The 14,650-nt window shown below is 67.3% G+C and carries 14 protein-coding genes; 5 read left to right on the top strand and 9 right to left on the bottom strand.

Annotation, left to right across the window (positions count from 1 at the left end):
• Nucleotides 1-9 precede the first annotated feature (9 nt).
• Entirely contained in the window at nucleotides 10-1,200 is a 1,191-nt protein-coding gene (locus ACFVVI_RS22810) for an acyl-CoA dehydrogenase family protein (RefSeq protein WP_387446698.1), read from the top strand.
• A gap of 49 nt (nucleotides 1,201-1,249) precedes the next feature.
• Here ACFVVI_RS22810 and ACFVVI_RS22805 read toward each other — a convergent pair whose 3' ends face one another.
• Together ACFVVI_RS22805 and ACFVVI_RS22800 are read right to left on the bottom strand one after the other, a co-directional pair.
• Complete coding sequence (locus tag ACFVVI_RS22805; protein ID WP_378992923.1) at nucleotides 1,250-2,047, bottom strand: SDR family NAD(P)-dependent oxidoreductase; 798 nt, start codon at nucleotides 2,045-2,047, stop codon at nucleotides 1,250-1,252.
• 141 nt (nucleotides 2,048-2,188) lie between these two features.
• The gene (locus ACFVVI_RS22800) at nucleotides 2,189-3,229 is read right to left on the bottom strand and encodes an enoyl-CoA hydratase/isomerase family protein (RefSeq protein ID WP_387446697.1); all 1,041 of its coding nucleotides are present in this window, start codon (nucleotides 3,227-3,229) and stop codon (nucleotides 2,189-2,191) included.
• 72 nt (nucleotides 3,230-3,301) lie between these two features.
• Between ACFVVI_RS22800 and ACFVVI_RS22795 the strand changes: the two genes are divergently transcribed.
• Together ACFVVI_RS22795 and ACFVVI_RS22790 are read left to right on the top strand one after the other, a co-directional pair.
• Nucleotides 3,302-4,543 (top strand): CoA transferase, encoded by a 1,242-nt coding sequence (locus tag ACFVVI_RS22795; protein ID WP_387446695.1) that lies wholly within the window; start codon nucleotides 3,302-3,304, stop codon nucleotides 4,541-4,543.
• Complete coding sequence (locus ACFVVI_RS22790; RefSeq protein WP_387446694.1) at nucleotides 4,540-5,979, top strand: amidohydrolase family protein; 1,440 nt, start codon at nucleotides 4,540-4,542, stop codon at nucleotides 5,977-5,979. Before ACFVVI_RS22795 ends, ACFVVI_RS22790 begins: the two co-directional genes overlap by 4 nt.
• A gap of 16 nt (nucleotides 5,980-5,995) precedes the next feature.
• On the opposite strand, the gene ACFVVI_RS22785 is transcribed toward ACFVVI_RS22790, so the two are convergent.
• On the bottom strand, nucleotides 5,996-6,313 hold the full coding sequence (locus tag ACFVVI_RS22785) for a hypothetical protein (RefSeq protein WP_387446693.1): 318 nt from the start codon (nucleotides 6,311-6,313) through the stop codon (nucleotides 5,996-5,998).
• Nucleotides 6,314-6,443: 130 nt separating this feature from the next.
• On the opposite strand from ACFVVI_RS22785, the gene ACFVVI_RS22780 reads away from it, so the two are divergent.
• Nucleotides 6,444-7,304, top strand: coding sequence for an acyl-CoA thioesterase (locus ACFVVI_RS22780; RefSeq protein WP_387446692.1), 861 nt, complete (start codon nucleotides 6,444-6,446; stop codon nucleotides 7,302-7,304).
• Nucleotides 7,305-7,364: 60 nt separating this feature from the next.
• Nucleotides 7,365-8,621 carry an amidohydrolase family protein gene (locus ACFVVI_RS22775; protein WP_387446691.1) on the top strand — a complete coding sequence of 419 codons (1,257 nt, stop codon included), beginning with the start codon at nucleotides 7,365-7,367 and terminating at the stop codon, nucleotides 8,619-8,621.
• A gap of 63 nt (nucleotides 8,622-8,684) precedes the next feature.
• Here ACFVVI_RS22775 and ACFVVI_RS22770 read toward each other — a convergent pair whose 3' ends face one another.
• The 6 genes from ACFVVI_RS22770 to ACFVVI_RS22745 form a co-directional block, all read right to left on the bottom strand.
• A complete protein-coding gene (locus tag ACFVVI_RS22770; RefSeq protein ID WP_387446690.1) occupies nucleotides 8,685-9,845 on the bottom strand; it encodes a phosphotransferase family protein in 1,161 nt (386 codons plus the stop codon).
• Nucleotides 9,845-10,270 (bottom strand): hypothetical protein, encoded by a 426-nt coding sequence (locus tag ACFVVI_RS22765; protein WP_387446688.1) that lies wholly within the window; start codon nucleotides 10,268-10,270, stop codon nucleotides 9,845-9,847. Before ACFVVI_RS22765 ends, ACFVVI_RS22770 begins: the two co-directional genes overlap by 1 nt.
• 42 nt (nucleotides 10,271-10,312) lie before the next feature.
• Nucleotides 10,313-11,050 carry a hypothetical protein gene (locus ACFVVI_RS22760; RefSeq protein WP_387446686.1) on the bottom strand — a complete coding sequence of 246 codons (738 nt, stop codon included), beginning with the start codon at nucleotides 11,048-11,050 and terminating at the stop codon, nucleotides 10,313-10,315.
• Nucleotides 11,051-11,201: 151 nt separating this feature from the next.
• Nucleotides 11,202-11,996, bottom strand: a complete 795-nt coding sequence (locus tag ACFVVI_RS22755; RefSeq protein ID WP_378992907.1) for a CbbQ/NirQ/NorQ/GpvN family protein — start codon at nucleotides 11,994-11,996, stop codon at nucleotides 11,202-11,204.
• Nucleotides 11,993-13,540 (bottom strand): nitric oxide reductase activation protein NorD, encoded by a 1,548-nt coding sequence (locus ACFVVI_RS22750; protein WP_387446685.1) that lies wholly within the window; start codon nucleotides 13,538-13,540, stop codon nucleotides 11,993-11,995. Before ACFVVI_RS22750 ends, ACFVVI_RS22755 begins: the two co-directional genes overlap by 4 nt.
• Before the next feature lie 169 nt (nucleotides 13,541-13,709).
• The gene (locus tag ACFVVI_RS22745) at nucleotides 13,710-14,318 is read right to left on the bottom strand and encodes a TetR/AcrR family transcriptional regulator (protein WP_387446684.1); all 609 of its coding nucleotides are present in this window, start codon (nucleotides 14,316-14,318) and stop codon (nucleotides 13,710-13,712) included.
• Nucleotides 14,319-14,650: the final 332 nt, after the last annotated feature.

Genomic DNA, 14,650 nt, shown 5'->3' with positions numbered 1-14,650 from the left:
GATTTCCCGATGAAACTCGGACAAACCCACGGCCTCACCGAGGTGCAGACCGAAATACTGGCCACTGTGCGCACATTCGTGGACAAGGAGATCATTCCCGTCGCCCAGGAACTCGAACACACCGATACCTATCCGCACGACATCGTCGACCGGATGGCGGAGATGGGGCTGTTCGGCCTGATGATCCCCGAGGAGTACGGCGGCCTCGGCGAATCGCTGCTCACCTACGCCCTGTGTGTCGAGGAACTCGCGCGCGGCTGGATGAGCGTCTCCGGCGTCATCAACACCCATTTCATCGTGGCCTATCTGCTCGCCCACCACGGCACCACGGCCCAGCAGCAGCATTTCCTGCCGCGCATGGCCACCGGCGAAGTGCGCGGCGCGTTCTCCATGTCCGAACCCGAACTCGGTTCGGACGTGGCCGCCATCCGTACCAAGGCCGTGCGTGGGGACTCGGGGGAATACACGCTCGACGGTCGCAAGATGTGGCTGACCAACGGTTCCACGGCCACGCTCGTCGCCACCCTCGTCCGCACCGACGAGGGTCACGAACGCCCGCACGACAATCTCACCACTTTCCTGCTCGAGAAACCCGCCGGATTCGGTGAGGTCGTTCCCGGACTGAGCATTCCCGGCAAGATCCACAAAATGGGTTACAAGGGCATCGACACCACCGAGATGCTGCTCGACAACCACGTCGTCGCGGCCGACGCCGTCCTCGGCGGCGAACCCGGTCAGGGTTTCAAGCAGATGATGGACGGCATCGAGGTCGGGCGGGTCAATGTGGCGGCCCGCGCCTGCGGAATCGCGCTGCGCGCGTTCGAACTCGGCGCGCGCTATGCCCAGCAGCGCTCGGCCTTCGGTAAACCCATCGTCGAACATCAGGCGATCGGATTCTCGCTGGCGGACATGGCGACCAAGGTCGAGGCAGCCCATCTGATGATGGTCAACGCGGCGCGCCTGAAGGATTCCGGGCTGCGCAACGATGTCGCGGCGGGCATGGCCAAGTATCTGGCGAGCGAGTTCTGCAACGAGGTCACCCAGGCCAGCTTCCGCATCCACGGCGGCTACGGATACTCCACCGAGTACGAGATCGAACGTCTGATGCGGGAGGCTCCGTTCATGCTGATCGGCGAGGGAACCAGCGAGATCCAAAAGCGGATCATCGGCAAGGGCGTGCTGCGCGACTATCGGCTCTGAGGTCAGCGAGGGCGGACCCTTCGCGGGTCCGGCCGAAACCGATAGTGGCTCAGACGAAGTCGGAGCCGCCGTCGACATTCACGTTGGCGCCGGTCATGTACGAATTGCGGCGCGAGGCCAGGAACGCCGCGACCGGGCCGATCTCCTCGGGCAAGCCGGCTCTCGGCATCTGCGCGGGGTGCCCGAAGTGCGCGCCGATCGCCTCCATGAGCCGGTAGGGATCGTCGTCGTCGATACCGACCGAACGCGCCCAGCCGGTGAGCGCGGGAGTGACGAAGGTCCCCGGCGACACCACGTTGACCAGGATCTCCTCCTCGGCCAGCAACAGCGACAGATTCTTCGAGATGCTGGTCACCATCGCCTTCGCCGCGGTGTAGGCGACCAGGGAGGTGGTCTGGCGCTGGGTCGAATGCGCGGAGAAGTTCACGATCCGTCCCCACTGCGCCTTGCGTAGCAGCGGCAGCGCCGCGTTGACGCAGTGCACGATGGCGAGCGCACCGTGGTCGACCGCCTCGTGCCACTGATCGTCGGACAGTTCCTCGACCGTGCCCTGAACGTTCGGCCCCACGGTGTTGACCAGCGCGTTGAGTTCGCCACCCCACCGTTGCTCCAGTTCGGTGAAGACCGAGGCCACCTGGCCGGTATCGCGCACGTCGGCGACAAGTCCGATCGCGTCGGTACTCCCCCGCTGTGCCAAGTCGACGCTCGCCCGCTCGACATCGTCGGCCGACCGGCCGATCACCGCGACCCTGGCGCCTTCCTCCGCCAGGCAGCGCGCTGTGGCCAGCCCCATCCCGCGACTACCGCCCACCACGACCGTTGCCGCGCCCCGCAATCCCAAATCCATTCCGCAACCACCTCATTCGAGCGAACCGCCGTTTCCCGTGGGACCTCGCCGCGGACTGTCGACAGCCGGCAACACGACACGGTCCCGCAAGGCATTACTGTAATACATTCAGTATGCCTCACGGGAGCAGCGATCAACTCTCTACTCGATGGCGTCGACAAGCCCCCACCGCAACGCGGTACCGGTGTCGATCCGATCGCCGGTCAGCATCATCCAGGCCGCGCGCCAGCGTCCGATCCGCCGCGGGACGCTGACGGTGCCGCCCGCTCCGGGAACCAGCCCCATCGCGATCTCGGGCAGCCGGAAGTACGCGTCCGGCGCCGCGACCAGCCGGTGCGCAAAAGCCGACAGCTCGATGCCCGCCCCGATACACGCGCCGTGGACCTGCGCCGAGACCCGCTCGCCCAACCGGTCGACGACCCGCCACGGCCCCCGCTCGAGCCGCACCTGATAGGCGGCGACCACATCGACGGCGGTGCCGAATTCATCGAGATCGCCGCCGCTGCAGAACACCGGGCCCGCACCGCGCAGGAGCACCCGCTCGATGCTGTCGTCGAGTTCGGCGAGCCGCAGGGCTTCCAGAAGTTGTTCACGCAGTGGGGCACTCAGTGCGTTGCGGCGCTCAGGGTGGTCGAGGGTCACCGACAGCAGGTCGACGTCGCGGTCCAGCCGCACCAGCGGCCGATCGGGGAAGTTCACCGGTTTCGGCCCGCCGCGTTCGGCGAGCCACCGCCGAAACTCCTTGCCCGCCAGCAGCATCGAGTAGACCGCGGCTTCCGCACCGAGGGCCGCGGTCGTATCGGGCACCGCGGTCTGGCGCAGCAGTCGCCCCAGCGCCACGCTCGCTTGCGGATTGCGCCGCACAGCTTCCGTCAGATGCCGCACCGCCGCCTCGGGGTCGGGATGGTCGACGATCATCGGCGAGCTCGCGGCATCCTCGGCCAGCGTCAGGGTGAGCGCGCGCAACAGCGGCTCCAGACGTGGGGAGGCCGGTCCACGCAACACCCCGATCGACAGGCGCAGCGAGCCTGCCAGCGCTTCGGCGACCCGGGCGATCCGCTCGGGCGACTCCCCTGCCCACCCGTCGAGCGCGATGACCAGCACCGGATTTCTCGGCATACCCTGCGGGCTGATGTCGAGTTCCATGGCATCCGAGGCCAGATCAGTCGCTTCACGGCTCACCGCGCAATAGTGACACGGTGTCGGCTCGGTGATGACCGAGACCGGGCGGGCCCCGCGACCTACTATCGAGCCGTGCAGCCAACGACAGCGCCGGTTCCCGGTCCGCCCGCGGCGGACTGGGCGGCGAGCGGCGTGGTCGCCCTCTCCGGTCGCCCGGACGGGCCGCCCCTGGTGCCGCCGGGGCGCGCGGCCACCAGGGCCAGGGAGCTGTCCTCGACGCTGGCCGCGTTCTCGGAGCGAACGATCACTGTCGACGGGGCTCAGCTACTGGGCGAACGCGCGGCGCTCACCGGTCTACGGCGCCGGGGAACGGTGTCGGCGGGCGGCCGTTGCCGACTGCTGCGCACCTCGGACGGGTGGGCGGCGGTGTCGTGCGCCCGACCCGATGATCCGCTGCTGCTCGGCGCGCTGATCGGCGACGATCTCGACGCGGCGGATCCGTGGCCCGCGCTCGCCGACTGGGTACGCACGCATCGCGGCGACGAACTCCTCGAACGCGCCGAACTCCTCGGCGTGGCGGCGGGTCCGGTGCGGCCCGACGAGCCCGCGCACTGCCCGTCACCGATGACGCCGAGGCCGGTCGAGGGGCTGCTCGTCGTCGACTTCAGCGCCCTGTGGGCGGGCCCGCTGTGCGCCCATCTGCTCGGTCTGGCGGGCGCGCGCGTGGTCAAGGTCGAGACCCCGGGACGGCCCGACGGCGCCCGCCGCGGCAGCCCGGAGTTCTACGCGCTCCTGCATCACGGCCACGAGTCGGTGGTTCTCGATCCCACCGAGCGCACCGAAAGGTCGGCGCTGCGGGCTCTGGTCGACGCCGCCGACATCGTCATCGAGGCGTCGCGGCCCCGGGCGCTCGCCGGTTTCGGGATCGACGCCGAGGCGGCTGTCGCGCGCGGGGCGAGCTGGGTGTCGATCACCGCCGCGGGTCGGGCGTCGAACCGGATCGGTTTCGGGGACGACATCGCCGCGGCCGCCGGGCTGGTCGCCTTCGAGCCCGATTCGGGCACAACGGCTTTCGTCGGCGACGCCATCGCCGACCCACTCACCGGCCTGACCGCCGCCGTACTCGCGATGTCGGCGCCGGCCGATGGGCGCGGCGTGCTGTGGGACATCTCGATGACCGATGTCGTCGCGAGCACGCTGACCGCCGATCCGGTCCCGCGCACGGCGCAGCGCGGTGATACCTGGTTCGTCGAGTCCGAGAACGGGCCGATTCCGGTCGCGAAACCACTGTCCCGCAAGATGATCGGCTCCGCCGCGGACTCCGGTGCCGATACGGCGCGCGTACTCGGGTCGCTGAGGATTCCGGTGCCGTGACCGACGACTCCAGCCGGACTCGCCGACCCGCGCGCGGCCGGGTCGTCATCGTGCTCGACGCGGAGATCGACGGCATCCCCGGTCTCGATCTCCGGATCAGGGACGGCCGGATCGACGATATCGGACGGTCGCTGTCCACGGACGGGGCGACGGAGGTGATCGACGCGCGCGGTGGTGCCGTCATTCCCGGTCTCCACGATCATCACCTGCACTTGCACGCCACGGCCGCCGACGCGGCATCGGTGCGCTGCGGCCCACCGGCCGTCCCGAACCGCCGCGCGCTGAGCACTGCCCTGGCCGAGGCATCGGCCGACGAGCACGGCTGGGTTCGCGGCGTCGGCTATGTCGACACCGTCGCGGGCGATCTCGACGCGCTCGCCCTCGACGCCCTGCACGGCAGCCGACCGGTGCGAGTACAGCACCGCAGTGGCGCGATGTGGATCCTCAACACCGCCGCGCTCGTCGCAGCGCAGATCACCGACGCGGCGCATCCCGGCGTCGAATGCACTGCCGATGGTGTCCCGACGGGCCGGATCTGGCGCGCGGACACCTGGTTACGCACCCGGCTGCCACCCGCGAGGCCCCCGCACCTCGGTGCGCTCGGCGCGATCCTCACCGGCTACGGCATCACCGGTGTCACCGACGCGACCCCCGATCTGTCGGCCCGCTCGGCAGCCGCGCTGGTCACCGCTGTGACCGGGGGCGACCTGCCGCAGCGGTTGCACCTGCTCGGGGTCCCCCTGCGCGGCGAGCCCGCGCACAGCGTCACGCCACTGCCCGAACGGGTCAGCGTCGGACCGTACAAGATCGTCATCGCCGACTCCGAACTCCCACAGTTCGACGCGCTGGTGGATCGGATTCGCACCGCCCACCGCGGCGGGCGGGCGGTGGCCGTCCACTGCGTCAGCCGTGCAGCGCTGTTCCTGCTGCTCGCGGCCCTGGATGTGGCAGGAGATTTCCCGGGCGACCGCGTCGAGCACGCGGCGCTGGTTCCCGCCGACAGCATCGCCGATCTGCGCCGCCACCGCCTGCGGGTGATCACCCAACCGGGTTTTCTGTCCCAGCGCGGCGACTACTACCTCGACCACGTCGAACCCGACGACCTTGACGATCTATATCGCTGCCGAAGCCTGCTCACTCAGGGTGTCCCCCTCGCCATGTCCAGCGATTCGCCCTATGGCCCGCTCGACCCATGGGCGGTGATCGCCGCGGCCAGTCGCCGATCCACCGAAACCGGCGCGACCCTCAACGCGGGCGAATGCCTCACGCCCGCACAGGCACTCGCGGGATACCTCACCCCCCTCGACGACCCGGGTGGGCGGCCACGCCGGATTCGGCGGGGGGCGCCCGCGGATCTCGTCGTGCTGCGAGCGCCGCTGGAACAGGTACTACGCGAGCCGTCGGCCGATGCCGTCGATCGCGCACTGTTCGCGTGAGCGCCGTGATCGGCGGCTACGGAGCGGGGAGCGGGACCGCCGGAACCGTGTCGGCGACCTGCGTCGCCGAATCGTGCCAACCACACGGCAACCCGCACGTGCGATACAGCCTGCGCTCGACCAACCCGCTCGAGAAGGCCCGGACCGTTTCCGTTGCCTGCGCCGCGTAACCGCACCGTGGGCATTTCGCGAAATAGTCGAGCAGGTCGTGGCTCATGGTCCGAACCACCTCGCCGGGGATCGGCGCGTCGTGCTCGTCGGCGGCGGGTGACGCCGACGATCGCCGGTCGCCGATCGTGGGCGACCTGCGCCGAAAATCCTTGTAGTTCGTCATCGACCATCACCTCGGCATCCGCGAGAACCTGACACTCATACTGTTGCCACAACCATAGGTGAGAGAATTCGATCCCGAGTGCAGATCAGGGATATACTGTAACTATTACCGTATGACTTACAATCTTCCCGTGGAAGACATTTGGAACGACCTCGCGGCCTGCCTCGAACTTCGCTCGATACCCACACCGCCCACCGATGGCGCTGGATCGAGCCCGACCGGTCCGCCACACACCTTCGAGGGGCCGAACCAGCACCTGCCCCACCGGCGCCTTTTCGGCGGGCAGTTGCTCGGCCAGTTCGTGCGCACGGCGAACGCGGCGAACCCGAGCAAAGCGGTCAAATCCCTCCATGCGTCGTTCCTCCGGGAGGGCACCTCCGACACCCCCGTTCACTACCTCGCCGATCTACTGCACGACGGCCGCTCGTTCGGTGCGCTGACGGTGACCGCGACGCAGGGCCGCCGCCCGATCGCCACGTGCGCCGTCTCGCTCCACGCCGCCGAAGCGGGCCCGTCCTACCAGCCCCTTCACCCCACCGCCTCACTGCCGGGCCCCGAGAACCGTGTCCGATTCGACCTACTCCCCTGGGACACCAGGTCGGTCACCGATCTCGACGCCCCCGGCTGTGGACGGACCGACTACGACCTGTGGATGCGGATGCCCACCCTCGACGACGAAGGCTCGGCCGCGGCGCTGCTGGCCTATTCCACCGACCTGAACGTGATCGGCACCGCGCTGCGCCCGTTCGACGGTATCGACCAACGCGGAAACGGCACCGCGTTCACCTCGGCGACGACCTCGCACACGGTCTGGTTCCACCGGCCGTTCGCCACCGACGACTGGCTACTCCTGCGCCACTACGGCGCGACGATCGCACACGGGCGCTGCTTCGGACGCGGGGACGTCTTCACGGCGGACGGCACGTTGGTCGCCTCGTTCGCCCAGGAGGCCCTACTCAGGTTCCATGTCGACGCCGTACCGGCCAGGTGAACCACAACTTATACTGTATGCATTACAGTAGCTAAGACTGCAGTGATGGAAGGGAACCAGATGACGAACACCCCCGACCCGACCGCGAGCCGGACCGAGGAGCAATTCCGCGATGCGCCGATCTTCGACGCCGACCAGCACATGTACGAGACCCCGGACTCGCTGACGAAGTATCTGCCGGAGCAGTACGCGCGTGCGGTGCAGTTCGCGCAGATCGGTCGGCAGACCCGGATCGTGATCAACAACAAGGTCACCGACTTCATCCCCAACCCGACCTTCGAGCGGGTCGCCGCGCCCGGCGCGCACGAGAAGTTCTTCGCGGGCGAGAACTCCGACGGGCTCACGCTGCGTGAGATGCAGGGACCCGCGATCGAGGCACCCGCGGCCACCCGTAATCCGGTGGACCGGATCACCGAGCTCGACCGCCAAGGAGTCGTCGAGGCCCTCAACTATCCGACGCTGGCCAGTCTGGTCGAGCATTCGGCGGCCGACGATCCACAGCTCACCCTGGCGATCATCCATGCGCTCAACCAGTGGATGGCCGAGCACTGGTCCTACAACTACGCCGACCGGATCTACTCGACCCCGATCATCAATCTGTCCGAGGTGGACGCGGCCCAGCGCGAACTGGAGTACATCCTCGACAACGGCGCGAAGGTCGCCCTGATCAAGCCGGGCCCGGTGAACGGCCTGCACGGCTGGCGTTCACCCGCGTTGCCGGAATTCGATCCGTTCTGGCGCGATGTCGAGGCCGCCGGCCTGCCGATCGTGCTGCACGCCAGCTACCCCCCGCTGGACAGCTACATCGCCTCCTGGGAACCGCCACACACCGCGAACTTCATGGCGCAGAGCCCCTTCCGCTGGATGGCGCTGGGCCACCGCGAGATCTCCGACATGATCACCAGTCTGATCTGCCACGGCACCCTGACCCGCTTCCCGAAGCTGCGCGTCGCCAGCGTCGAGAACGGCAGTTCGTGGATCTACCCGCTGTTCCACGACTTCGAAGACCTGTACAAGAAGATGCCGCAGAACTTCCCCGAGCACCCGCACGAGGTGTTCCGCCGCAATATCTGGGTCAGCCCGTTCTGGGAAGGATGCGTGGCCGACGTCGTCGACACCGTCGGCTGGGACAAAGTCCTCTTCGGCTCGGACTACCCGCATCCGGAGGGTCTGGCCGAGCCGAAGGGCTTCTGGAAATACGCGGAAGGCATGGACGTCCAGCGCACCTACGACTTCATGGGCGACAACGCCCGCCGCTTCCTCGGACTGCCCATTGCCAACCCCGAACCGAGCGCCGCTACCACCACAACCCACTGACCCAACGACTTGCGCTGCCGCCGAATCGGATTCGGCGGCAGCAGCCTTCCGGCACGCCCGACCTCAGACGCGCCTGCCATCGAGGAATGCGGCGAGCAATACCAGGCTGTTGTGCGCCTCGACGCCCGCGACGGCCCGCGCGACGCCGCACCGGGTCACCGCGCTCGACTGCATTCGTTCGCCCGCCTCCGCGGTGCAGACGATGGCGAGCAGCAACTCGGTGATGCCGACCTGGTACAGCGTCCACAGCCGCTCAGGATCTACCGCGATGCCGGCGGCGGCGAGCCGGGCGGCATAGCGCTCGACGAGTCCGCGTTCGATCTCGCGCAGCAACTCGGGTTCCACCGACGCGTTCGCGAAGTAGGCGACATCGCGTATGCCACAACCCGTTGTCGAGATCTGCCAGTCCAGAAAGCCGGGTCCCGCGTCCTCGAAGAACAGGTTGCCCAGGTGCGGGTCACCGTGAATCAAGGTCTGCGGTTGACGCGCCCAGAAGGCGTCGATCTCCCTGCCCCGCTCGTAGAAGATCCGGATCTGCTCCCGGATCGTCGCCGGGACCAGGTCCGCGGCGGGCCCGGTGAGCTCACCGAGCAAACGGCGCCGGATCAGGAGCCCGAGCTGGGTTTCCACTTCCGACCGTGGGCACGACGAGGTGCCCGCCGCCGCGTCCGCGGGGTCGCGCCAGAAGGCGGCATGCAGATCCGCCATGGCGTCGACGACAGCCTCCGCTTCGTCGCGGCCGAGCGGATCGACAACCGTACGAAAACGCGCGGTCGGCGACAGATCCTCCAAGACCAGGACATCGCGACCACGCACCCGGTCGGAGCGGGTCGCATAGCATCGCGGGACCCGGATCGGCGGCGTATCGCCCAGTACGCGATAGGCGGTGACCTCGCGCGACCCGAGGCTGAACAGGTTCATCAGGACGTGCTGTAAGTAGTTGCGCGGCGGCAGTTTCAGGAACAGGAACTCGGGGACATCGGCGTTCGAGGTCACCTCGATGCGCGCCCGCGCCGCGGTCCCGGAGTGGGATTCCACGACACGTATCCGATGGATCCGTTCCGGTGCCACCCCGAAGACCTCGGCGAGCCAGGCCTCGGTGACATCTTCCACGCGTAGCGGCACGCGCGCGGCGCCTCCCGGCACCGCGCGGTCCACCGCGACCCGCACCGCCTGCCCCACCGCCGATCCGACGGCTCGGGCAGTGAGTACCGAATCGCGCACTATCGGCCCCCGCCTTCTCGAGCGATCCGCTCGTTGTGGCGATGGACGAGCTCCCGGAATCCGATGTGGTCCCAACCGGGTTTGGGCTGGACGCCCCATTCGTCACGTGCGGTGGTCTGCCCGGCCGCCTCGGGCTGCCCGCCGAGCGGCGGTGCGTTGAAATCGGCGGGATACTGGCATTCCAAGGCGTCGTCGTCGTAGCGGACCTTGATCATCTCGTCGCAGATCTCCTGCAGCGACAGGGTCGGCCAGCCGTACCAGAGCGCGAGCGCCGGCACGGTGAAAGCCCCTTCGACCACCAGCGCGACCAGGCAGACCATGATTCCCCGTTTGAGCCATCGATGCATGCGCGCGAACGGTGGCGTGGTTCCCAGCGGAAGTTCTTCCGCCGGAGCCGATCCCGATTCGGACGATGGTGTGCTCATCGCGAAACTCTCCTTCAGCAGATAAATCGAGTCGAACCGCGGTCAGTCGGCGAATATCTCGCGATTGACCGTGTGCAGATAGGGAATTGCCAGGAATGGCGTGATGTAGAAGATGTCGTACAGCCACCAGCCGAACACCGGCAGCACGACACCGTCGAAGCGGATATCGGCGTACACGGTCATGTTCACGATGTAGCCGACCCAGATGACCACACCGAACCAGCAGGTGACGATCAGCCACTGATGGCCCCACCGCTTCATCTGCAGGAAGGCGATCGCGGCGGCGATCCGCATCGGGAAGACGACGAGCACACAGGCGAACTCCCAGCCCTTCTCACCGGGCGCGCCCGCGCCGCCGATCCAGAGCTCGTTGTAGTGCCACCAGTAGCCCGCGTCGAAGAAATTGCCCCAGGCGGTGAAGAAGACCCGTGTGACCAAGGTGTGGCTGGCGAAGACATCGAGCACCCAGCCGACGCTGTTGAGGAAGGCATCGAGGATGACGAGATACCCGATCAGCGTGACGATGAGCGGCCGCACGGACAAACCCTCTTGTTGCGCGCGGCGCTGCAACCAGACGCCGCGCAGAAAGATCGGTAGTCCGAAGAGGCCCAGAACATAGGTGCCCATCAGTGCCGTGCCCGCGGTGAGCCAGACGTCGGCGCGGCGCTGGCTCGCCCGGCTTTCCGCTTCGTGCTCGTCATAGCTTCCGGCGGTCCGGATATCGGAACTCTGAGGGTTCCCCGATCCGGTACGGCGCTTGACGAATGTCGGCAGATTCATATTTTTCTCCTACCAGTCACTGGTCATCAGCATCCGCAACTGGATGAGGAACATCAGCAGCAGAAACCCATAGATGGTGAATTGGAAGACGATCAGCGCACGCTTACGTCTACGGTCTTGCTCGTTCATGAGAGCGTTCTCCTCGAGGTGGTCACACGGGTTCTTCGCCGGCGAGCAGACCGGCGGTGGCGATCTGGCGCAGGCCGTCACCAATGGCGGTATCGGTGCTCAGCGGCGCCAGCACACAGGCCTGCACCGCGTCGATCTCGCGCGCGCCCGCGGCGATGAGCCGGGCCGCGGCCACCAGTACGCGCGTCGACGGTGGCTCGAAGTGGAATATCTCGTCCGCGCCACGAATGGTGTTCGCGCAGTGCACCAATCGCGTCGCCACGGCCCGATCGACGCCGGATTCCGTCACCACCACGTCGGTTTCGCGCTCGGGCGCCAGGTAGTCCATGGCGATGGTGACGAAGCGCTGCCGAAACGACGGTTTCAGGACCTTGAGCGAACTGCGGTAGGCCGGGTTGTAGGAACAGACGAGCATGAACGATTCGGGGGCTTGCACTACCTCATCGGCGCGGTCGAGGTAGAGCGCGCGCCGGTGGTCGGCGAGCGAATGCAGCACGGCCAGCGAATCGTGGCGTGCCTCGATCACCTCGTCCAGATAGCAGATGGCCCCGCCCTTCACGGCCCTGGTGAGCGGGCCGTCGTTCCAGACCACATCACCGCCGGTGACGAGCAACCGCCCGACCAGATCCGAGCTGGTGATGTCGTCATGGCAGCTGACGGTGACCACCGGGCGACCCAGCAGCGAGCCCATGTGCTCGACGAATCGGGTCTTACCGCAGCCGGTCGGTCCGGTGAGCATGACCGGAAGGCGTTGCTGGAACGCTCGTTCGAACAGTTCGACCTCGCCGCCACCGGCGAAATAGGAATCAGATGTCATAGGTCGACCAACTCTCGGTGAATATGTGCGAGAACGCGGGGAAGTTCCTCCACCCGCCGAATCCGTTGCGAGCGGGTGGGCCCGAAGACTTCGGGCAGTGGATCGACACGGACCGGTCCGATGCCGATGTAGTAGACGGCGATCCCGGCGGTGACGGCCTCCTCGACGGCGTGCGCCACATCGGCCCACGCGTAGCGGCCCTCGTACCCTTCGTCGGAGATGAGGCCGTCGCCGATGATGATGAGCTGGCGACGCTGCGCGGGTTGGTCGAGCAACCGACTGGTCAGGTGCCGCAGTGGCGCGCCGAGTCGGGTGTAGCCACCGGCCGCCAGCCCGAGCCCACCGACATCGACGAAGGTCCGGTCGTCGAAGTCCTTCAGACACCGGACTTCCACGCGATGACGCGTATTGCCGGTGAACACGAAGATCGCGTGCCGTTCCCTGGCGACCGTCATGGCCCGCGAGAGGGCGTCCGCGCAGTCCAGCTCCAACCGGAAGGTCGCGCCCCCGTTGATACCGAGCGAGGAACTGCCGTCGAGCAGGACCGCGGTCGTGACATCGCGGGCACTGGGCAGCAGTTCACGAAACACCTGTGGTTGCGGTGTCGCACCGACCTGGGTGTCGACGTAGTGGCTGATGTAGCGGTCGATGTCGAGGTCGGACCCGTCCACGAGGCCACCGCGCATGGACCGATGGGTGAGTTCCTCGAACCAGCGCCGCACCTCGGGTGCGGCGGGCGCGATCGGGCTCGACGAGGTGGGTTGGCGGCGTTCCAGGACGGCGACGTGGTCGGGCAGGAAACTCGACGTCCACTGGTTCCACTCCGGATAGGGGATCCCCGCGCGCTGGTCGGCGCGGATCTCGATGTCCTCGTTCTCGGGTCGGCTCGGTGGCGGCAGGTTCGAGGCCCGGCTGCCGCCTTCGCCGCCGACCGGTACCGACCACACGCGGTAGCTGTCGGTACGGGTAGAGGTCCACGGCATCCGGCCGTAGATCCGCCGCGCCGCGATCGACACGCGACTACGCGGCGCAACGGCCAGCGGCAGGCTCCCGAGCAGCGGGTACTGCCCCAGCACACCCGGTGACCGAGCGAGCGCGACGGCACGCTCGATCATGTCCTCGCCCGACAGGTCGGGATCGGTGGACTCCAGGGCGCGCAGCCGACGGCGCAGCTCGGGTACCAGTCCGGGAAACCGCTCACCGGCCCAGGTCGCGGCGACGTCGCCCTCCACGATCGAGAGCGCACCGCGCTCCCGCGGGGACAACTCGTGCAGCGGATACCGCGCGATCCGGTCCTTGGACGGCGAACACTGCAGGGCGATGCCGCAGGTCACTGTCGTGTGGTTCCAGTCGGGCACCGGCTGTGGATACGGCACATGGACGATGCAGAGTCCAGGGCTCAAGCCGAAGCCGCGCCGCTCGCCGGTCACCAGGCGGACGCCTTCGCGGCGGCGACCCGACAGCGCGACCGCCGTCACCGCGCAGCTGCGTTCGACCGACGCGGCGGGCCGGGTGGCGGTCACGGTGGATCTCCGCGGGTACATGCCGGTTCAGGAGCCGTACACATGATCAGAATGTCCCGATATTGCTCAGGATCCAGTACCAGAAGGCGATGATCAGCACCACCGCGCCCCAGGCGAGGAGAAGTCGGACGAGATCGAGAAGCATGATCGGGTTTCCATATCTGTCGGCGGATCGTGTGGTGCGGCAGCGTCATCGGGGCTCCAGGCTGCGCAGCGTCGTCGTCACGTAGTCGGCGAGCACCGCGGTGCGCAGCGCTTTCGAGCCGCTCGTACTGGTGAGCAGGGCGTACAAGCCGATGAGGAAGAACACGGCGCTGTGGTACGACTCGACGGCGAGTTGCGCTTCACCGCGCTCGGCGGCCTGTTCGATCTCCTGGGCGACCAAAGCGATCACGGAATGTTCTCGCCAGGTGTCGTCCAACGGTCTGGTCGGTGAGAAGTGCACGGCAAGTAGGTCTTTGAACAATTTGCTACCCAATCGCCGCTCCAGAGCCGCGACCAGCCGGACGACTTTCGCCAGCACTCCCGCGAGATCGTGCGGTGTCCGCAGGTACCGTCCGAGTTCCCCGGCGATGCGCTTCTCCTCGCGCTGTTCGAGTTCGAGCAGCACGTGCTCTTTGGTCGGGAAGTGGAAGTAGAAGGTTCCGCGTGCCACGCCCGCGTCCTCGACGATCGTGGCGATGTCGGCCTCGGCCGCGCCCGCTCTACCGAATTCCGCAACCGCCGCATCGAGCACTCGCTTCCGTGTGTGGAGACGTTGGGCCTGTCGCCCCTGAGGCTTGTCCTGGATTTCGCTCATGCGGCGAGCTAACTCCCGTCATTGACTCGCGTCAATCAGGCGCGCACAGAGCTCATGGGGTGGTCACCAAATTCCTTCTCCCCCTTATCAATTCAGGAGAGAAGGTCGCTGATCGTCCTGCCGTTGACCATGTCGGTAATACTGACATATGTCATTGAACCACGTCAATGAATTCGCGAACCGCGATCCACGGGACCCCGGTGGATCGAAGGCGCCGATCAGCATTTCCCCACGTCAGACATACCGAAAGCTATACTGTAAATACCTCTTCGTTCGCGTCACGATCACAGCCTCCCTGCCCGCGAACGCTCGATCGACTCAGCCCCCGAGGA

This window comes from Nocardia sp. NPDC058114 (genome assembly GCF_042884695.1).
Taxonomy (GTDB): Bacteria; Actinomycetota; Actinomycetes; order Mycobacteriales; family Mycobacteriaceae; genus Nocardia.
This window is presented reverse-complemented; position numbering and strand designations above follow the sequence as displayed.